The 20,458-nt window shown below is 41.0% G+C and carries 16 protein-coding genes; 3 read left to right on the forward strand and 13 right to left on the reverse strand.

Annotation, left to right across the window (positions count from 1 at the left end; all coding sequences use genetic code 11):
- The first annotated feature begins 9 nt into the window (after positions 1 to 9).
- Positions 10 to 663, forward strand: a complete 654-nt coding sequence (locus tag ACRWQN_RS14935; protein ID WP_434938606.1) for a pseudouridine synthase — start codon at positions 10 to 12, stop codon at positions 661 to 663.
- A 172-nt stretch (positions 664 to 835) separates the two neighbouring features.
- Here the strand turns inward: ACRWQN_RS14935 and sstT are convergent, their stop codons facing one another.
- The 6 genes from sstT to ACRWQN_RS14965 all read right to left on the reverse strand — a co-directional run bounded on the left by sstT (position 836) and on the right by ACRWQN_RS14965 (position 7,994).
- Positions 836 to 2,062: a serine/threonine transporter SstT gene (gene sstT, locus ACRWQN_RS14940; RefSeq protein WP_434938608.1), complete on the reverse strand. Its 1,227-nt coding sequence runs from the start codon at positions 2,060 to 2,062 to the stop codon at positions 836 to 838.
- A 144-nt stretch (positions 2,063 to 2,206) separates the two neighbouring features.
- Positions 2,207 to 3,133, reverse strand: coding sequence for a chemotaxis protein (locus ACRWQN_RS14945; RefSeq protein WP_434938610.1), 927 nt, complete (start codon positions 3,131 to 3,133; stop codon positions 2,207 to 2,209).
- Between the two features lie 285 nt (positions 3,134 to 3,418).
- Positions 3,419 to 3,898, reverse strand: coding sequence for a dual specificity protein phosphatase family protein (locus ACRWQN_RS14950; RefSeq protein ID WP_434926765.1), 480 nt, complete (start codon positions 3,896 to 3,898; stop codon positions 3,419 to 3,421).
- A 7-nt stretch (positions 3,899 to 3,905) separates the two neighbouring features.
- On the reverse strand, positions 3,906 to 5,183 hold the full coding sequence (locus tag ACRWQN_RS14955; protein ID WP_434938612.1) for a DEAD/DEAH box helicase: 1,278 nt from the start codon (positions 5,181 to 5,183) through the stop codon (positions 3,906 to 3,908).
- A gap of 611 nt (positions 5,184 to 5,794) precedes the next feature.
- Positions 5,795 to 6,352 carry a methylated-DNA--[protein]-cysteine S-methyltransferase gene (locus tag ACRWQN_RS14960; protein WP_434938614.1) on the reverse strand — a complete coding sequence of 186 codons (558 nt, stop codon included), beginning with the start codon at positions 6,350 to 6,352 and terminating at the stop codon, positions 5,795 to 5,797.
- 73 nt (positions 6,353 to 6,425) lie between these two features.
- The gene (locus ACRWQN_RS14965) at positions 6,426 to 7,994 is read right to left on the reverse strand and encodes a DNA-3-methyladenine glycosylase 2 family protein (protein WP_434938615.1); all 1,569 of its coding nucleotides are present in this window, start codon (positions 7,992 to 7,994) and stop codon (positions 6,426 to 6,428) included.
- Between the two features lie 214 nt (positions 7,995 to 8,208).
- On the opposite strand from ACRWQN_RS14965, the gene ACRWQN_RS14970 reads away from it, so the two are divergent.
- A complete protein-coding gene (locus ACRWQN_RS14970; protein ID WP_434938617.1) occupies positions 8,209 to 10,038 on the forward strand; it encodes an ABC transporter ATP-binding protein in 1,830 nt (609 codons plus the stop codon).
- A gap of 183 nt (positions 10,039 to 10,221) precedes the next feature.
- On the forward strand, positions 10,222 to 10,512 hold the full coding sequence (locus tag ACRWQN_RS14975; protein WP_434926770.1) for a GIY-YIG nuclease family protein: 291 nt from the start codon (positions 10,222 to 10,224) through the stop codon (positions 10,510 to 10,512).
- A 503-nt stretch (positions 10,513 to 11,015) separates the two neighbouring features.
- Here ACRWQN_RS14975 and ACRWQN_RS14980 read toward each other — a convergent pair.
- The 7 genes from ACRWQN_RS14980 to ACRWQN_RS15010 form a co-directional block, all read right to left on the reverse strand.
- A complete protein-coding gene (locus ACRWQN_RS14980) occupies positions 11,016 to 11,177 on the reverse strand; it encodes a hypothetical protein (protein ID WP_434938619.1) in 162 nt (53 codons plus the stop codon).
- Positions 11,178 to 11,212: 35 nt separating this feature from the next.
- On the reverse strand, positions 11,213 to 11,761 hold the full coding sequence (gene rfbC, locus ACRWQN_RS14985; RefSeq protein WP_434938621.1) for a dTDP-4-dehydrorhamnose 3,5-epimerase: 549 nt from the start codon (positions 11,759 to 11,761) through the stop codon (positions 11,213 to 11,215).
- Complete coding sequence (rfbD, locus tag ACRWQN_RS14990) at positions 11,762 to 12,793, reverse strand: dTDP-4-dehydrorhamnose reductase (RefSeq protein ID WP_434938623.1); 1,032 nt, start codon at positions 12,791 to 12,793, stop codon at positions 11,762 to 11,764. It lies immediately after the preceding gene.
- Positions 12,793 to 13,665 (reverse strand): glucose-1-phosphate thymidylyltransferase RfbA, encoded by an 873-nt coding sequence (gene rfbA / locus ACRWQN_RS14995; RefSeq protein ID WP_434938625.1) that lies wholly within the window; start codon positions 13,663 to 13,665, stop codon positions 12,793 to 12,795. The genes rfbD and rfbA overlap by 1 nt, the downstream gene beginning before the upstream one ends.
- 50 nt (positions 13,666 to 13,715) lie before the next feature.
- Positions 13,716 to 14,798 carry a dTDP-glucose 4,6-dehydratase gene (gene rfbB, locus ACRWQN_RS15000; RefSeq protein WP_434940671.1) on the reverse strand — a complete coding sequence of 361 codons (1,083 nt, stop codon included), beginning with the start codon at positions 14,796 to 14,798 and terminating at the stop codon, positions 13,716 to 13,718.
- 181 nt (positions 14,799 to 14,979) lie between these two features.
- Entirely contained in the window at positions 14,980 to 17,208 is a 2,229-nt protein-coding gene (locus tag ACRWQN_RS15005) for a DUF255 domain-containing protein (protein ID WP_434938627.1), read from the reverse strand.
- On the reverse strand, positions 17,208 to 20,366 hold the full coding sequence (locus tag ACRWQN_RS15010; RefSeq protein ID WP_434938629.1) for a CRTAC1 family protein: 3,159 nt from the start codon (positions 20,364 to 20,366) through the stop codon (positions 17,208 to 17,210). Before ACRWQN_RS15010 ends, ACRWQN_RS15005 begins: the two co-directional genes overlap by 1 nt.
- Between the last annotated feature and the right edge of the window lie 92 nt (positions 20,367 to 20,458).

Below are 20,458 nucleotides of genomic sequence, written 5' to 3' on the forward strand. Positions count from 1 at the left end.
AGAAAATCAATGCACATATTTACTTATCAGCCACCCAGTATTCCCTGGCTAGATATTCGATACGTAGACAGAGACATTATTGTTATCAATAAGCCGTCAGGATTATTATCGAATCCAGGACGAGCGCCTGAGACCCATGACTGTGCCATTAATCGGGTGATAGAGCGATACTCAGATGCCATTTTGGTTCACCGCCTTGACTGTGACACTTCAGGCATTTTAATTTTTGCCCGTAATAAAAAGGCGGAATCACACCTAAAAACCCAATTTCAAAATCGCCAGGCTAAAAAAGTCTACATTGCTGAAGTAAGCGGACATATCGACAACCAAGCTGGCCAAATTGATTTAGCCTTGGGCCCAATAATCGATAACCCGCCTTTTCAACACGTTACCGACCAAGGCAAAGCCGCTATAACCGACTATAAAATCATTGAACTACGTCCCTATTCCACTTTAGTTGAGCTTAGTCCGCATACTGGTAGAACCCACCAGCTTAGGGTGCATATGTTGGCATTAGGTCACCCTATTCTTGGCGACACATTCTATGCTGATAAAGCGAGTATTGATGCTAGCCCAAGATTAAAATTGCATGCACAGTCGCTAACGATTACTCATCCTTACAAGCAAACCCTATTAGAATTTGTTAGTTCAGCACATTTTTAGCATCCCTTAATATGTGATTTAACCCGTTATTCAAACAAAAATGCCGCCCTTAAAAAAGGGCGGCATTTTTGTTTCAAATACACTAACGCTATTGGATTAACGTGATGATATTGCCATTATTGCATTTGGGTAGCAGTCACTTATTGAATTTAAAAACGCAATAGCATGGTGATTAAACCAGATTCGCTTTATTTTCTGCGGCCTCACAAGCAGCAGCAGTAAAGACGACATCGGTTGAACTATTCAAGGCTGTTTCAGCAGAGTCTTGGATAACGCCAATAATAAAGCCAACCGCAACAACTTGCATTGCCACATCATTTGAAATACCAAATAGGCTACATGCCAAGGGTATGAGTAATAACGAGCCACCAGCGACACCTGATGCACCACAAGCAGACACTGCAGCAACAACACTTAATAAAATCGCCGTCGTAATATCAATTTGAATACCTAACGTATTCACTGCCGCTAAAGTTAGCACTGTAATGGTAATCGCAGCCCCGCCCATGTTAACTGTCGCGCCTAGCGGAATAGAAACAGAGTAAGTATCTTTATGCAGTTTTAACTCTTCACACAACGCCATGTTAACCGGAATATTAGCGGCACTTGAACGGGTAAAAAATGCAGTCACACCACTTGAACGTAAGCACTTTAATACCAATGGATAAGGGTTACGCTTAATTTTGATATAGACAATCAGTGGGTTAACCACTAATGCAATAAATAACATAGCGCCAACTAATACTAGCAATAACTGTCCATATCCGGCTAATGCGGCAAAGCCCGTCGTAGCAAAAGTTGCCGCAACTAAACCGAAAATACCAATAGGTGCTAGGCGAATAACAAAACGTACAATAGTCGATACGCCATCACTTAAGTCAGCTAACATACGTTTACTTGAATCACTTGCATGGTGCATTGCGACACCTAAGCCGATACCCCAAGCTAATATGCCAATATAATTACCCGTCATTAATGCATTAACCGGATTATCAACCACTTTAAACATCAAGGTATTTAATACTTCACCAATACCCTGAGGTGGATTAGAACCTTCAATACCTGTAGCTAATAATAGTGTGGTTGGAAACATAAAACTGAACATAACCGCTGTAATCGCTGCGGCTAAAGTACCAATCAAATACAGCACAATAATAGGACGCATATTAGTATGGCTGTCTTTCTTTTGATTCGCGATAGATGACGCCACTAAAACAAACACTAAAATAGGCGCAATGGCCTTTAATGCTCCAACAAATAGATCGCCTAAAAATGCAACCTGACCAGCGGCTTCGCTTGACACAGAGGCGATGATAACCCCACAAATAATCCCGCCAATAATTTGTAGTACTAAGCTACCATTAGCAATACGTGCAAACAGTGATGTGTTTTGATTCATTACTTTACCTTAACATTATTTATTATTATTGATTTACTTACTAAGGTCTGTATATCAGGATGAGGCGGGCAAAGTCTAGCAAAGACGTTAAATTGATGCGGAAATTACCCTAAACTTCCATGTTAGCCACATTAATCAAACATGTTAACTGGGAGATTTAACCAAGTTGGCTGCGTCGCTAATGTGTTTTGCACCGCGTAACATAGCTTCGATCAATTCTTTGGCATCAAACTTAGTTAACGCTTCATTGGCACCAACTTGCTTCGCTTGACTTAAACTAATTTCGCTTGAAAGTGAGGTATGTAAAATAATATAAGCTTTGGCAATGTCGGGGTTGTTTTTGACCTCGAACGATAATTCATATCCATCAAGACCAGGCATTTCGATATCGCTCACCAACAGTTGTACTGGATTGCGCTCTTTTGCCGCCTCAACCATCATAGTCAATGCTTCTTGGCCATTAGATGTAACCTGGTAGCCAATGTTAATCGAATCTAACGCATCAGATAGTTGCTTACGGGCTACTTTTGAGTCATCAACAATCAAAATACGTAATGGTTTAAGTTTTTCTCGCTGCACATCGGTTAAAATGGCACGATTAACAGAGGGATCGTGCGGGAATATTTTTGATAGCAATAGCTCAACATCTAGCAATTGCACTAACTGGCCTTCAAAACGTGTCACACCGGTTAAAAATGCATTCTTGCCTAAGTTAGTCGCCGGTGGCTCAATATCACGCCAATTACATTCAATAATTTTGTCTATTGCGCGTACCACAAAACCAATCACCATCCGCTGACAATCAGTAATAATGATAAAACAATTTTTTAATTCACTTTCATCTATCGGTCTAAATCCAATACCTGCTGCCATATCAATAATCGGAATGGTGCCACCACGCACAGCTGCGGCCCCCATGATACTAGGATGAGAATTAGGGATCTTTGTCAAGGCAGTAAAAGGCACCAGTTCACGAACTTTTAATGTACCCAATGCAAACAGTTGACTCTGATTTAAATGAAACAGGAGCAACCCTTGGGATTGACTGGCTTTGCTAACCTTTGATGCCATTGAGTGTCCTCACTAAAAATATAAAATGACTACTTTGATAATATAGCAGTAAATGGCTGTCATTATTGTGCTATCAATTCAATTTTCTATTTAAAGTAATATAGATAAAGTGAATGGCAGATTATTTCAATACCATTTGGATATAATTGTTAAATTTGATGAGTAATGGCTAAGAACCTAACATCCAATAAAAAAGGAATACCCGTCAGATAATCACTGAATCATTAATAAATCGATTCAGTATTGCACTGCTAAGTATTCCCTTATTCTAACAAATACCAATAATTAGTTAGATGACTCTTGTAATTTGTACAGCACATCGTAAACGAACTGATCCCAGCCTTCAGCGTCAAACGCTAAACCACTGGCGTTACGCACCTGGCTAACAGCATGCACAGGGGCTGCGCCATTTTCCATTAAATAATACGCCATCATAAGTTCGGTACGGTTAATACCTGAGCGACAATGCAGTAATACGGCTTTATTTTCCGACTCAGCCTGACGAATAAAAGCTAACACCTTAGGCATAATTTCTGCACAAATCTCAACATCACCTTCAATAGGCGGGATGTTATCAGGTAAGCTAAATACCTGATGCGCTATCCCTAAATCGGCCATAGCTTGTGTGTCACACATTGCACCATCATTGAGTGACGCTATCGCACCGAATCCGGCGGCTTTAAGTTCTGCTAAATCCCATGCATCTTTATTGGGACCACTGCGTCCTGCAAGTTGCCCATCTATTAACCAAAAAACTTGTTTCATATACCTACTACTTAATTTCGTTTTTAGACCAAACATTTACATTTTCAGGAGGAAGTTTTTTACGCTTCTTTTTTCCCGTTCCTGCAGGCTTAGCCATTGGTTTAACGATTTGCGCGCTTAATGGCATTTCTTCATCTGCCTCAAAGCCTACTATTTGCTCACGTTCAAGGCGAATTTGATTCTTTTTCTCTATTACTGAGAAATGATGATAGTCATCATGACAAAGCAAACTTATGGCTAAACCCACTTCACCAGCTCGGCCGCTTCGACCAATACGGTGCATATAATCAGCAGGACTTCGGGGTAAGTCAAAATTAATTACCACGGGTAGTTTTTCAATATCAATACCGCGAGCAGCAATGTCGGTGGCAATTAATACATCAATTTCAGACAATTTGAAAGCTTCTAATACACGATTTCTTGCACCTTGTGCTTTATCGCCGTGAAACACTTCTGCATTAATGCCTCTTTTAGCCAGTTTTTGGGCTAAATGATTACAGGTGTTTTTTGCATTAACAAATATAAGTGCCTGACGCCATTGATTTTCATTAATCAAATGCGCTAATAATGCCGTTTTAGATTCACGATTAACAGTAAAAACCCGTTGCACCAAAGTACTTGCTTCAGCACTTTGTAAATGTATCTCAAGTGGCTTAGTTAATAATGATGAAGCTAGGGCTTGGACCTCTTCAGGAAAAGTCGCAGAAAACAGCAAGGTTTGCTTTTTCTTTGGCATTAACTCAAGTACTTCAGTTAACTCTTCGGTAAAACCAAGACTTAACATGCGATCAGCTTCATCAAGCACCAAATGAGAAACGGTATTTAACTTAAGTGCATTTGAAGAGAGTAAATCTAATAATCGCCCCGGCGTAGCAACCACTACATCGGCGCCGCCACGTAGAGCTAACATTTGGGTATTGACTGACACACCACCATAAATGGCAACGGTTTTAATCAAGCCATTTAAATGACTTGCGTAAGACTGAAAGCTATCGGCCACCTGTTTAGCGAGTTCACGCGTTGGCACCAATACTAAGCAACTGACATTATTATTTTTTGAGGTATTTTTCTTGGTGCTAAGGCTTAAATGTTGAATGATAGGTAATGCAAACGCAGCTGTTTTACCTGAACCGGTATTGGCTCCCGCAAGAATATCCTGACCTTGCAATAACGCCGGAATTGTCGCCGCTTGCACAGGAGTTGGGGAGGTATAATTTAGCTCAGCAAGTCGAGCTAGCAAAGGCGCCGACAAGCCAAAATCAGTAAAAGTAACAGTTTGGGTCATGTATCAATTCAATTAATTTGGATAAACCACAATTTTACATTAGTTTATGGGTGAAGTCTGAAATAATTCAATCAGCAGAGTGCCGTTCTGTGAGCTAACAATCCAATTCTACAGTCTGAACCAGCCTCGACATTATCGAAAATGCTTTAAATTGAAAATAATAAGCGAGATCCTCGATAACAGATCTCGGGATGACGGAGGAAAATATCAAACCGTCATCTCGGCAATGCTTCTGGGCCGGGAACAAGTAATCATACAAAGTATTTAAAATCGAGATCCCCGATAACAGATCTCGGGGATGACGGAAGAAAATATCAAACCGTCATCCCGGCAATGCTTCTGGGCCGGGAACAAGTATTCATACAAAGTATTTAAAATCGAGATCCCCGATAACAGATCTTGAGGATGACGGAAGAAAATATCAAACCGTCATCCCGGCGATGCTTCTGGGCCGGGAACCAGTATTTATACAAAGTATTTAAAATCGAGATCCCCGATAACAGATCTCGGGGATGACGAAGAAAAATATCAAACCGTCATCCCGGCGATGCTTCTGGGCCGGGATCTGGCTTTTCTATTTATTCAATCCGAGCAACATCGTACTTGGCATTTTAATATTTAGCTTCTAACCCTAATAAAAATTGCTTCATCTCTAAGCCATAGGCATAACCGGTTAACTTACCACTTTTACCAATTACTCTGTGGCATGGCACTATTATCGCAATCGGGTTGGCCCCATTTGCAGCCCCAACGGCCCTTACCGCTTTAGGGCGATTTATACCGTTAGCAATGTCGCTGTAACTGCATATTTCGCCAAATTGCATGGCTGATAACGCTTGCCAAACTTGATGCTGAAACACTGTACCTTTGGGCGCGAGAGATAACTCAAACACTTTACGCTTACCGGCAAAATATTCCGTTAACTGCTTATGGACCTTGTTTATGTGTTGCTGAGCAAGATGCTTTTGTTGTCGACTTAGGTCATCTGATTGCTCGCGATTACATTCAAGTTCAATAACCTCGCCAAATGTTTCAACAGCAGCCGATTGACGGCTAACATCAACAACCGTCAAATGAGTCAGTCCTTCGCTTGACGCTTTTACTGACAACACTCCCACAGGGCTGGTTAAATTGACTGTTAATACTGGCGGCTGATACTGATTAACCATTTTTTGTATCCTTGTATAAATTAAATCCAGGTGGGCTTTAATTAAATCATACCGAGATTAAGTAATGCCAACCTCACTCGGCTGACCATAACTGAAACGTTAAGTAACTGCCCCATGGCGCGGCTTGCTCGGCAACCTGATCTGCCAGTTGTTGATATTGTTTTGCGGTTTCTATGCTAGTAGCGCTTTTGTCACATAATGCTTTTAAGCGATTTTTGATCACTAAATCACCGCTCAAAAATACATTAGACTGACTCTCACCGCGCATTTGCGCATAGGCGACAGTCCAGGGGCCAATACCTTTAACATCAAGCCAATCAAGTGGTGAAGACTGCGGGCTATTATGCACAAAATTACCTAAGCCATTTAATGCCAACTTTCTTGCCCCTGGCATTTTCAGTTCATCTAAACTAGCACTGCCAATGGCTTCAGGCGTTGGAAACAACCTAAACATTTGCTGACCAAGCGTTATACTCTCACCATAATGTTCCACCAGAGTATTGAGCAACTTAGAGGCTTGGACCACACTCACTTGTTGACCAAGCACGGCGCGGCAGGCCGCTTCAAACACCGAAAACGTAGCCGGTATTCTTAAACCCGGCTTTAATGCAACTGCACTGATATCGATAGCCTTAATACTTTTCAGTTGGCCTTCAATGGTTAACATGTCAGCATCTAAATCAAGCATTTTTCTGACGGCATTAACCACAGCAGCTAAATAACGTGAATCTGTTGGTTCGACAAAGCTTACCGCAAGTTCAAACAGTGACTTAGTCTCTATGTGTTTGAGCTGCAATATGCCTTTAACGCCATTAAGATTAAAACTTCGACCATAAATTTCGTCAGCCAACCATTCCATATTGGCAACTTGCCTTAAATGATAAAAGTCATGCATTGCCTGCCAGTTTAAGGGTGGCCGATAGCTAAGTTTTAAGGTGATGCTCGCGCGGGTGTTTATAACATCGCGTTGATAGGTGTTTTGATGGTTGCTTTGCATATCCGTCGACACTGTTTGAACTGTTTTGTCGCTTTTATCAATAGAGGCTTTACTAAGGCTCTTTCTTAGTGATGTTGGCGTTAATTGTAGCGCTTGCTTAAATGTGTCATTAAAGCTGCGGATACTATTAAACCCTGAGGCAAGTGCTACATCGGTTATCGGCAACGCCGTTTGATGTAATAATGTTTTGGCAAACATCACTTGCTGATATAGAGCATATTTCTTTGGTGATGTACCCAGAAATTGAGTAAATAACTTCACTAAATATCGGCTGCTGATGCCGAGTTTGTCAGACAATTGTTCAACACTTAGAGCCGACTCACCTGCCATCGCCCCATTGTCGATTAGCTTTATCGCCCGCTGTAATGTGGTTTGAGTGCCTATCCACGCATAGGAGTAAGGCGCACTGTCTGGACGACAACGTAAACAAGGCCTTAAACCATGATTAGCCGCTTTAATTGGGCTGTCAAAGTAGCGGACATTTTTCTCATGCGGCGGTGACGCGGGACAAATAGAGCGACAATAAATACCAGTACTAAAAACACCCGTATAAAATTGGCCATCAAATCGCGCGTCACGGCTAAGCCTAGCTTGACGACACACCTCGGCCAAAATCGTACAGTCATGTTCAGGAAGAATAGCCACAATGGCACCAGTAGAATGAATAATAGGCTTACTTTACGTCAGCAGACCATTCTGCACTAGCGGAAATCGGTACTGAAGCCTCCCCTAATTGAACAACCACCACAAACACAGCCATTTACATTTCTCTCAATATTAGCGGTAAATAATACTGAGGTTATAAAGTACTTGAGGTATCCTAACAGCAAAGATTATTGAAGAATAACCAGAGCCTTGCATGTTTAAATTTTTTGAATCACTCGTACAACCTTTGCCACCCGAAGAACCGACTCAGCCACCCAAAAGCTTATATGCTTTTTGCCGTCATTATACCAAAGGGTTCGGCGCGCCATTAATTGCGATGTCGGTGCTAACGGCTCTTTTGGCGATGCTAGAAGTGTCCCTTTTTGGCTTTATGGGGCAACTGGTTGACTGGCTAGTGACGAAAAACCCCCAGACACTATGGCAAGATGAAGGGGACACGTTAATCACCATGTCAGTCATCGTGTTAGTCATTATACCGTTTTTGGTTTGGCTGCATGCATCGATTGTTTATCAAACCTTGCTAGGTAATTACCCTATGGCTATCCGTTGGATGGCACACCGTTATTTACTGAAACAAAGTATCTCGTTCTATCAAGATGATTTTGCAGGCCGAGTGGCCACCAAAGTCATGCAAACAGCCCTTGCAGTACGTGAAACCGTGATGAAACTACTCGATGTATTGGTATACATTTTAGTCTACTTCACCTCAATGTTAGTCATGATTGCCAGCGCAGACTTACGCCTAATGCTGCCGATGCTAATTTGGTTAGCGGCTTATGTGGCTATCCAATGGAAATTAGTTCCAAAACTTAAAGCTATTGCAACAGAGCAAGCCGACGCACGTTCAACCATGACAGGGCGAATTGTTGACAGCTATACCAATATAGCCACCGTAAAACTGTTTTCTCATACCCAACAAGAAACCGATTACGCCAAAGACAGCATGATGATTTTCTTAAAAACCGTTTACGGCCAAATGCGTCTGGTCACTGTGATTAACGTATCAGTACAAATCATCAACTACATCTTAGCCTTCACTATTACTGCAGTATCTATTTGGTTATGGGCGGACGATGCCATCACAGTCGGCGCTATCGCTATTGCGGTTAGCTTAGCACTGCGACTCAATGGCATGTCACAATGGATAATGTGGGAAATCAGTTCATTATTTGAAAATATCGGCACAGTGACAGATGGAATGAATACTTTATCTAAGTCTATTTTGATTGAAGATAAAGTCGATGCCAAACCACTCAATGTTAGCCGAGGGCAAATTGACTTCAACCAGGTAAGCTTTCATTACGGTGAAAAAACGGGCGTGATTGAAGGGCTAGACTTGCACATTAAAGCCGGTGAAAAAGTCGGCTTAGTGGGGCGTTCAGGCGCGGGTAAATCTACCCTAGTGAATTTATTAATGCGTTTTCATGACATCGAAAAAGGTGAGATTTTAATTGATCAACAGGGATTAAAAGATGTCACCCAGGACTCATTACGCGCTCATATCGGCATGGTGACACAGGACACATCACTATTGCACCGCTCCATTCGTGAAAACATTCTTTATGGTGATCCCAATGCCAGCGAAGCACAATTAGTTGCTGCAATTCAACAGGCACAAGCTACCGAGTTTATTGCCGCATTAACAGACCCACATGGTAATGTCGGCCTGGATGCTCAAGTTGGTGAACGTGGTGTAAAACTGTCAGGCGGACAACGCCAACGTATCGCCATTGCCCGGGTATTGCTTAAAAACGCCCCTATTTTGCTGTTAGATGAAGCCACATCAGCACTCGACTCTGAAGTTGAAGCGGCGATTCAAGAATCATTATATGAATTAATGGAAGGTAAAACCGTTATCGCCATCGCCCATCGACTATCAACCATAGCCGCGATGGACAGGTTAATCGTATTAGACAAAGGCAAAATAGTTGAGCAAGGTAGCCACCAAGAACTTATCGCCAGTGGCGGTATTTATAGCCAGCTATGGGCACATCAAACCGGAGGGTTTTTAGGGCTGGATTAACCCAGTTTAAATGGCGTCATCCGCACGAACAAAAATAGCGGATGACGTTCTCTGGACTTATTTGAGCGCTCAATAACATTATTACCAGTACCTGCGCCTTGTTACCGCTATATGCCAAAAGCAATTTTATCAACTACCATAATAACCAGAAAACACGCTAACTATGGATAGGTTTTCACTGCTATGGATCAGCAATCATACGTTTATATACTCACCAACAAACCTAACGGCACTCTTTATATAGGGGTAACGTCTTCACTCATAAAGCGTATATATGAACACAAAAATAACGTGTGTGATGGATTTAGTAAAAAATATAACACCAAGAAATTAGTTTATTTTGAAGTTCATGATGATATTTATCAAGCCATCACTCGTGAGAAACAACTTAAAAAATGGCATCGAGATTGGAAAATCAAATTGATAGAGAAAAATAACCCTTACAGGGTTGATCTTTATGATGATCTACTTTAAATCCTACAATATGCCTTCAAATCAAATGCTCTACGTACAATATCGGCCACTACCGGCCAACTACCAAGATCGAGATCCCCGATAAAATATCTCGGGGATGAGGAAGAAAAACATCAAACCGGTAATCATATTGGTAATGTGTCCACTCAGCGTCATACAGGCAATGCACCAACTACCATCATCTCGGTAACGCTTCCACCTAGCATCACCCAGGTAATGCACCCACCGTCATCCCGGTAATGCTTCTGGGCCGGGATCCAGTATTCATACAAAATATCTAAAATCGAGATCCCCGATAACAGATCTCGGGGATGACGAAGAAAAAACATCAAACCGGCAGACATATAGGTAATGCTGCGTCGGCAGTCATACAGGCAATGCATCCCCCACCGTCATCCCGGTAATGCTTCTGGGCCGGGATCTAGTCTTCATACAAAATACCTAAAATCGAGATCCCCGATAAAGGATCTCGGGGATGACGAAGAAAAACATCAAACCGGTAATCATATTGGTAATACCGCATCTGCAGTCATACAGCCAATACACCAACTACCATCATCTCGGTAACGTCCACCCACCGTCATCCCGGTAATGCTTCCACCTATCGTCATATCGATAACGCATCCACCTACCGTCATAGCGGTAATGCTTCCACCCACCGTCATCCCGGTAATGCTTTTGGGCCGGGATCGAGCTTTAGTCAAACAAGTGGCCTAATATTTTTAAACAACTGTCCATGTTGATCTTTGTCAGATAATAAAGGTGCATCATTTACAGGCCACTTGATATCTAGATGAGCATCATTCCACAAAATGGTTTCTTCTGATTGTGGATGATAATAATCAGTACATTTATAAACACATTCTGCCGAATCACTTAGTACATAAAAACCGTGGGCAAAACCGGCAGGGATCCAAACTTGGCGTTTATTGTCAGCTGAAAGCAACACCCCAACCCATTGCCCATATGTCGGCGAGTCAGTGCGAATATCAACGGCAACATCAAATATTTCACCTGATATGACTCGAATTAACTTACCTTGAGTCTGCTGACGCTGGAAATGTAATCCGCGCAAGGTGCCTTTTACCGACTTAGAATGATTATCTTGTACAAAATGAGTTGGCTTGCCTGCAACTAATGTCTCAAACTGTTGTTGATTCCAGGTTTCGCAGAAATAGCCTCTGTCATCACCAAACACCTTTGGCTCAATGATTTTTACACCGGCTATATTAGTTTCAATCACGTTCATTTATTGCTCTTTCTCGGACTTAATTGGAGGAGTAAATCTTATCTGCGAAGTATCATCCTCTAATGCAAGCGGGGCTAATACAGTCACAACCTTAGATAAAGCCGATATCCAGTCACTGGGATGAATGCCGAATGTGTCAGTGATTTTTTGACAATGTAATTTACTATTGTGCGGTCGTTTTGCGGCGACAGGATACTCATTTGTGCTAATTGGCTTTAATTCAGCAAGGTTCAACTTTGTTGCTATGCGATGATTTTCAGTCTGTTTGTGATCATTCACAATCTTTTGTTGAACTATCTTTTGCGCAAATTGATACCAACTCACATGGGGCAAACCTGAGAAATGATACACGCCATAAAGAGTGTTATTAATATGCTCATTTTGGCCACGCTGAGCACCTAGTGTATGAGCTGTATTAGTATCTAATTGCAGCATAATCGAAATCAAAGTCTGTGCAACATGTCCCGCATAAGTAGGGCCACCAAACTGATCATCAACAATATGTAAAGTGGGTTTATCCTGACTTAAACCTAATATAGTGCGGACAAAATTATTGCCATATTCACTGAACATCCAAGCGGTACGCAAAATAATATGCTTAGGGTTAGATTGCATTACAGCAACTTCACCAGCGAGTTTACTTTCGCCATACACACTTAAAGGACTGGTAATATCGTCTTCTTGATATTCGCCGAGCTTATCACCAGCAAAAACATAATCGGTTGAGACATGTAATATTGTCGCACCAATGCCATTGGCCGCTTGGGCTAAATTTTTCGCCCCATCACAATTAATTGCATAGGCTAACTCAACATCATTTTCAGCCCTATCAACAGCGGTATAAGCTGCGGTATTGATAATATAATTGGGTAAAAACTTTGCCATGACCAATTCAACGGCATCAAGGTTTGAAATATCTAACTGCTGCTTTGTTAACGCTAATACTTCAACATGAGGCATCATAACGCAGTGCAAATATGCGACTAGCGATCGCCCCAGCTGACCATTGGCTCCAGTGATCAACAAACGCACTATCTTACTTCCTCAATCAAACGTAGTAGGTATTGGCCGTATTCATTTTTCAATAATGGCTGCGCAATTCGGCAAAGGTCATCGTCAGAAAGCCAACCATTACGCCAAGCAATTTCTTCTAAACACGCCACCTTTAATCCTTGCACGGCTTCAATGGTTTGTACAAAAGAAGACGCCTGGTGCAAGCTTTCATGAGTTCCCGTATCCAGCCAGGCAAAACCTCGACCTAACAGCTCAACTGATAAACTTGCATCATCTAAATACCGTTGATTTAAATCGGTTATTTCAAGCTCATGTCTGGCTGAGGGTGTAAGCGCCTTAGCAAACTCAACCACACGATTATCATAAAAATACAGCCCAGTAAGCGCGTAACTCGACTTAGGCTTTAGTGGTTTCTCTTCAATCGAAATAGCATTCATTTGCGGATCAAACTCTACCACGCCAAATCGCTCAGGATCTTTCACCTGATAACCAAATATTGTTGCGCCGAACGGCTTACTTACAGCTTGTTTAAGGGTATGGCTAAATGACTGTCCATAAAAAATATTATCCCCTAATACCAAGCAAACATTATCATTACCAATAAACGATTCACCAATGATAAAAGCTTGTGCTATGCCATCTGGTGACGCTTGGATTGCGTAACTTAGGCAAATACCATAATCTGAACCATCACCCAAAAGACGTTCAAAACTGTGTTTATCTTCAGCGGTAGTGATAATAAGAATATCTCTTATACCCGCCAACATTAAGGTTGATAAAGGATAATAAATCATCGGTTTATCATAAACCGGCAGCAACTGCTTGGATATTCCACGAGTAAGAGGATATAAACGCGTACCCGTTCCACCCGCTAAAATAATGCCTTTCATAACCCCTCTCATTTTCAACGTGACATAAGCCAGTATTTAATCAACCGTTATCAAGAATTAAGGCCTAAACGCTCACCTTGATAACGACCATCTTGCACATGTTGACACCAGCCTTGGTGGGTTAAATACCATTCGATGGTTTTACGTAAACCTGTTGCAAAGGTTTCTTGTGGTTGCCAGTTCAATTCATGGCTTATTTTGGTGGCATCAATAGCATAACGACGGTCATGACCGGGTCTGTCTGTGACATAAGTAATTTGTTCAGCGTAAGAAGTCTCTTTAGGCAAAAGAGCATCTAAAATACCACAAATAGCCTTCACTACATCGATATTGCGTTGCTCATTATGGCCACCAATATTGTAGGTCTCACCCACCTTACCTTCAGTCACCACTTTATACAGTGCCCTAGCGTGGTCTTCGACATATAACCAATCACGAATTTGATCGCCTTTACCATAAATCGGTAAATCTTTACCCTCTATTGCATTTAAAATAACCAGTGGAATTAACTTCTCAGGAAAGTGGTAAGGACCATAATTATTCGAACAATTACTCACAATCGTTGGCAAGCCATAGGTGCGGCACCATGCACGAACTAAATGATCACTGGATGCTTTTGATGCTGCATAAGGGCTACTGGGTGCATAAGATGTTTGTTCAGTGAATTTAGGTAAATAGGCAACTTGATCAGCACATACATCATCAGGATGAGGTAAGTCACCAAACACTTCATCGGTAGAAATATGGTGAAAACGAAATTGATTCTGTTTAGCAAGGACGAGTGTTTGCCAGTATTCACGTGCTGCCTCCAACAACGTAAAAGTGCCGACAATATTGGTTTGAATAAAATCACTGGGTCCAGTAATTGAACGGTCAACATGACTTTCAGCGGCTAAATGCATAATAAAATCAGGCTGATGTTCAGCAAAAACACGATCTAACTCAGCACGATTACAAATGTCGACCAGCTCAAAATGATAACGCGGGTTATTACTCACAGATTGTAAAGACGCTAAGTTACCCGCATAGGTGAGTTTATCAACATTAACGACTTCATCTTGGGTATGCTCAATTATAAAACGCACTAAGGCCGAGCCAATAAAACCTGCTCCACCCGTCACTAAAATCTTCAAAGACATTCACCAAGTTAGCACTAAAACTGATGTGAGCAATTGTAATAGACCGCCAAGCATCAAGCAAAGATAGAGTGAATAAATCTCTTATTAACCGTCTGAGGAAGACAAGGCTCAATATTCTGATCAAGTATTATTTAATGCAAATAATAGCCTCAAACTTCTCGACTATATTCAGCAGTTATTTTGAGATTAAAATGAACTCTTCAGGGAGTAAACATAATGAATCTGAACAAGCTTGAAGTGTCACTTTGAGGTTAATTGGCTTGTTGATTGATATAGGGACCGAATTAGCCACATCCGCTAATTTTATAATAATATTAGTTTTGTCTTGGTATAGCGCCAACTCTGTTTGGCTAAATCCAAGATGGCGTAATATTGGTTTTGGATAATCAACACTGAATAACTCTGGCAGCTCAAGCACTTCCACATTTGTCGCGATTAACTTTTCATTCGAACTAGGATTAGCATTAACGTGCCAACCTGGCTCTAAATCAACTTCTATTAGCACCCCACTTTCATTGTTTGAAGTCGTCACCTTGCCATGGCCTCTTGCAAAATAACGATGGCTCAACACAGTATTAGATTGATACCCCTTTACTGACGCCCAAAAACTAAAGTTATCTGCAATACTTTTAGGGCTATCGGCGTGTTTATTAATTAATTCTTTGGCAATGTCAGCATATTTTTTTTCACTGAAACTTTGATAACCTAATGCCATAGCTTGATAAACACTTGAATACACTGAAGGGACTTCACCATCACGATCGAGAGCTTGAACCAGTGAAAACTGATACTTAATCACAAGCTGATCTAGTAGCCATTTGGCACGTTCTCTATGGCTCACTAGCTTAATAGCATCGCTATCATGAGTACTTTGCACTCTTGTTGGCCAATCTTCATAAAAGCTTAGTTGAGTAAAAACCTGTGCCATCCAAGCAAAATCCTCTAACGTAGCATCTATGCTGGCACGCCCTTGAAATACAATTCTATGCATTTTTTGGCCAACAAATGCTGTTTGCCAAAGTTCACCAGCAGCTTTTATGGAAAGGTTTAAAAACTGCTTGTTATCAGTGGCACTATAAGCTTCGAGCAATGCTGTTATATACATAGCATTCCAGCTAACTATAATTTTTTCATCAACCAGTGGGGCTACATTTTGCTTACGTTTGATAATTAACCGACGATGCGCTTCATTATTGGTCCAATCTTTATTCAAATCTGTTAATGCCACCAAACCAGAACTTTGATTGCCCACAAGGCTAAAGCCTGCCAAATCTAAATCAGCTTTAACATCAGTACCAAAGTAATAGTAACCTCCTTCAAAACCATCAGAGACCGCAGACATAGCGGAGGAGCGCCCCCCTTTTTGTATCAATGCGGTTTCAACCCAATCGATAGTCTGCTCCATGGCAATGCGATATTTAATCTCTGCTGTGGCGATATATAACTGAGCCAAAACTTTTATCATAAAAGCTTGGGTATAAAGCATCTTTTCAAAATGTGGCTTAAGCCATGCCCCATCAACGGCATAACGATGAAAACCACCATTGATGCCATCATAGGTCGGACTCATTAACAAGGAATCAACATGATGGGTGACTAACGCCAATGCTGACTTATCATTGTGCTCAAAATATTTTTGCAATAATCCTAATAACCAATACTCTCGGATGAATCTAGGGCCACCTTGTTTAGCTTCATTTTGCAATGAATACCCAGCTTGAAGGTACACCTCATCAACCACTTTATTAACATTAATATTATTAATAACAGCAGGCTCAGCAAGTGAATTAAGTTGAGCTGAAATATTGGCTGCGGTATGTCGAATTGTCGCCGGTTTTGTTTGCCAGCGATGGGTCAAAGCATTTAGCACTTTTAGTAATTTAGCTTGTGGTAAGTAAGAGTCAGCCCACAGAATGTGGCCCTCTGGGGTTAAAATAACATTAATTGGCCAACCGGCTTCGCCTTTTAACCATTCCAAAGCAAGCTTGTAACGGTTGTCGACTAAGGGCCATTGTTCTCTATCAACTTTAATATTCACGAAGTGCTGATTCAGAACAGCGGCAACAGCTTCGGAATTAAAGCTTTCTTGCGCCATAACATGGCACCAATGACAGGTTTCATAACCAATAGAGATAAAGATTAATTTGTTTTCGCTTGCAAAATCATTTTCAAAACGAGATTGCCACTGCAACCAATTTACCGGTTGCAGTGCATGGCTGAGTAAATAAGGAGAATCAGCGCCAATTAAGCTATTAACATATTTAGGTTTATCACCTTCTTTTAATGCACTCTCAAGCAGCTGACGTTGTTCAAACCAACTTTTTCGTGATTCAAAAGACTGCTCATAACTGGCAGAAAAAATGCCGTTACTGCAAAGTAGTAATAACGCAACAATAACACGCATTATTGCACCGCTGCTGCACGATATTTTATAGTGTAGGACTTATTCGCCGCTAAATTTTCAAATGCTTGACGCTTACCATTTGGCCATATGACCATCACTCTTGCGGTATTTTGTTTACCTAGGCCAAATACTTGCTCTTTGGGGTGCACGGACATATAACCTTGGCTACCACTTACTTGTCGCCACCCATAACCTTTATCCCCAAAACCTATAATAATTTGAGCCCCTATACCGTCTAGGTTTACACCGTCACTTGGCGAACCTTCAAGACGCAGTTTTAACCAATTATTATTAAGAGATTCAGCTTTATTTTCAAATAGTTGTGCTTTATCGTGATAGTTATTAACGATTATGTCTAAATCACCATCATTGTCAAAATCAAAATAAGAGGCTGAACGTGAATTGGCAACAAAATCGAGCCCACTTTGTTCAGACATATTGATTAAGCCACCGGCATTATTAAGAAAAAACACATTACTGGCCTTGGCAGCATCAGGAAAGATTGCATTCAGGTTTTCGCCCGTATGAGGGTCAGCATAATAAGGATTATTGGTCGAATAAACATAATAATCATTCATACCATTTAACACATAAAGATCTTCATCGCCGTCGTTATCAACATCAAAAAAATCTGCATCCCATGCCCAACCAGTTGATGAATAGCCCCTGCCCACTTTATCACTGGCTTGGTACTTCAAAGCACCTTTGCTTGTCAAACTGGACATGAACAGATCGTTGCCTTCTACAACACGCATATTAGCTAATTTATCAGGGTTAAATTCTGCTTGGGTATCTTCACTAGGTAACACATATTTTTGATCTTTATTCATGGTCACAATGTTTGAAATATACACATCAGCAATACCATCTTGATTAAGATCGCTTAAACCAATGTTCATTGTATAAGACGGTTTACCTGTGCCTAACTTACCAGCATAATCAACAAAACCTTTACCTTGTTGATTAATATAGTAAGCATTGACCCCAAAATCATTACCGACAATAAGATCCTGCCAGCCATCCATATTAAGATCAGCATGTGTTACAGCCTGTCCCCATCCTGCATTATTAGCACCTAAGGCATCTTTGGCTTGCTCGAAAACAAAATTGCCTTTGTTAATATATAACTCATTGACACCGCCATTTTCATTGCGGCGTTTTAAGGTGGGCAAATCGCCTTTGAGGTAATTACCAAAATACTCTATGTAGATATCTAATAAACCATCATTGTTAACATCTAAGGTGGTTGCAGGCCCACCAACCTTACCAGCACCACCCAACTTAGCTATCGTGGTAACGTCAGTAAAACTGCCATCGCCATTGTTACTATAAATGCGGTGAGGCTCATCAACATAAGTGATCATTAAGTCTTGATCGCCATCGTTATCCCAATCGGCAATTAATGGCTGTCTAGGCTCTCCTGCGAGTATTTTTGATGCGCTAGAGCCCTTACGTTGACTAACGTTACTTAAGCCCGATTGAATAGTGACATCCTCAAAACTATCACCCCGGTTAACATAAAGTTTATTACCCAGTCCACTCAAGATAAAAATATCAACTAAACCATCACCATTAATATCTTCAGTTGCAACGCCACCGCCACCAAATGCTGGAGGTATGGTTGAAATGCCAGTATTAGCACCTTTATCCAAATAACTGCGTAATTGACGGCTCAACCAATCCGATGTTCGATGTTCGAAATTGACCTTTTGTTTGGCAGTAACATTTTCAAAATAACGTGTTGTTGACGTTTCTTCACTACCCGCTGATACAATCATAGGAATAGCTAATTGCTCTGGCTGATATTTATGATAAGTACTCACTTCTTCATTAATCGTTTCATATGCTAAAGTCACTAAACCTGCTGATAACCTAGTTTGCTTGCTATTCTTCCCCTGTTGCCCAGCGGTACGTAACAATAAAACGCCATAGTGAGCAATGGCTTCAGACAAAAGTTCTGCTGCGAAAGGGTCAGCTTCTAACTTCACCCGATCACCTAAATCAGATAGTGCTTCTTTTAAGTACAACCAATGCAAACCTGAATCTCTAAAAGAATCCATATCGTAAGACTCAATCACAACTTGCTGGTCTTGCGGATACTGTGGGAAAAAGATCACATCTTCATATTCATTAACATCATGGGGTAAAAGCAGTTGCATAGCTTTTGCGACATCAGCTTCTTTAATCACATTACTGTCTACCGCTTGAGTTTGCGATAACAAATAGAAATTAGCACTGAAGGCAATCATTGCCTCTGTAAAGTAACGTTTAAACTCTGCTGATTCGCTATCATTTTCAGGAAGTGCCAATTTGGCAAAATATACCTGTAGATTGCGGGCAAACAATGTTTGATTAACTTGATTATATTGATCAAAGGCAGTAATTTTTTGTTCAATAAGCTGTGATAACAAACCTGAATGTTGGGCGCGATTTGCCAATGAACTTACACTTTTGTTATTTTTTTTGCTCGCTGAATCAGATGTAAAATCAGGAAACAAAATATGCCAAGTTTTAGACAAGGTTTCTTTGCTGACATCATATTGATTGTTAGTTCTGGCTAAATTGTCAGCTTGTTTTAGTAATGACAGCGTCACTAAATCAATTTGATCGGTTATAAATTGAGTCGCCTCATCCGTTAATATTGGAAGGTCGCGGTCAAGATCTAACAAAGCTTCCTGCTGAACCGCTAGCATCGCACGTAAACTATAGGCTATTGAACCATAATGGCTTTGATCGCGTTTATCGATATCGACAGAAATAGCCGGTGTAGTTACTTTCCAGCGTCCATCTGACAGAGTCGTGTTAAATAATTTATCTGATACTGATTTTATTTGCGTTAAAGATAGGCTTTCTGCGGTGGGATTCAGTATTGCAGCTTGATGCCAAATATCGCGGATTAAAATCTGTTGGTATTCTGCTTTTAAGTAGCGGGCATCGTCTGTCAGTGGCGTACCATAAATTAATCCTTCAAGCCGAGTAGCGGTAGCATGGCATTTAGGATCTCTAGCTGATTCTAGTTTACCCATTAATTCAAGCAAGCCATTGGGGTTTTGAGAGGGTAAGTTGAACGGTTCATTTGCCGCATTTAGATCAACAACACTGCAACTGAAAAATAAACTCGTTGCTAAAACAAGGCGTGACAAACGAAAACTTAACATCTATGTATCCCTAAAAACATCGCTGACAACTCAAAAAAATCATCAGGTCCTATAAAATAATGAAAATGATGCAGGGATTAACTCCTCTGCAT

This window comes from Shewanella sp. HL-SH8 (assembly GCF_051165765.1).
GTDB classification, from domain to species: Bacteria; Pseudomonadota; Gammaproteobacteria; order Enterobacterales; family Shewanellaceae; genus Shewanella; species Shewanella glacialimarina.

Coding starts and splice junctions, on each gene's coding strand:
- ACRWQN_RS14935 (WP_434938606.1), top strand. CDS start 10: ATGCACATATTTACTTATCAGCCACCCAGTATTCCCTGGCTAGATATT.
- sstT (WP_434938608.1), bottom strand. CDS start 2,062: ATGAATCAAAACACATCACTGTTTGCACGTATTGCTAATGGTAGCTTA.
- ACRWQN_RS14945 (WP_434938610.1), bottom strand. CDS start 3,133: ATGGCATCAAAGGTTAGCAAAGCCAGTCAATCCCAAGGGTTGCTCCTG.
- ACRWQN_RS14950 (WP_434926765.1), bottom strand. CDS start 3,898: ATGAAACAAGTTTTTTGGTTAATAGATGGGCAACTTGCAGGACGCAGT.
- ACRWQN_RS14955 (WP_434938612.1), bottom strand. CDS start 5,183: ATGACCCAAACTGTTACTTTTACTGATTTTGGCTTGTCGGCGCCTTTG.
- ACRWQN_RS14960 (WP_434938614.1), bottom strand. CDS start 6,352: ATGGTTAATCAGTATCAGCCGCCAGTATTAACAGTCAATTTAACCAGC.
- ACRWQN_RS14970 (WP_434938617.1), top strand. CDS start 8,209: ATGTTTAAATTTTTTGAATCACTCGTACAACCTTTGCCACCCGAAGAA.
- ACRWQN_RS14975 (WP_434926770.1), top strand. CDS start 10,222: ATGGATCAGCAATCATACGTTTATATACTCACCAACAAACCTAACGGC.
- ACRWQN_RS14980 (WP_434938619.1), bottom strand. CDS start 11,177: ATGACGGTGGGTGGAAGCATTACCGCTATGACGGTAGGTGGATGCGTT.
- rfbC (WP_434938621.1), bottom strand. CDS start 11,761: ATGAACGTGATTGAAACTAATATAGCCGGTGTAAAAATCATTGAGCCA.
- rfbA (WP_434938625.1), bottom strand. CDS start 13,665: ATGAAAGGCATTATTTTAGCGGGTGGAACGGGTACGCGTTTATATCCT.
- ACRWQN_RS15005 (WP_434938627.1), bottom strand. CDS start 17,208: ATGCGTGTTATTGTTGCGTTATTACTACTTTGCAGTAACGGCATTTTT.
- ACRWQN_RS15010 (WP_434938629.1), bottom strand. CDS start 20,366: ATGTTAAGTTTTCGTTTGTCACGCCTTGTTTTAGCAACGAGTTTATTT.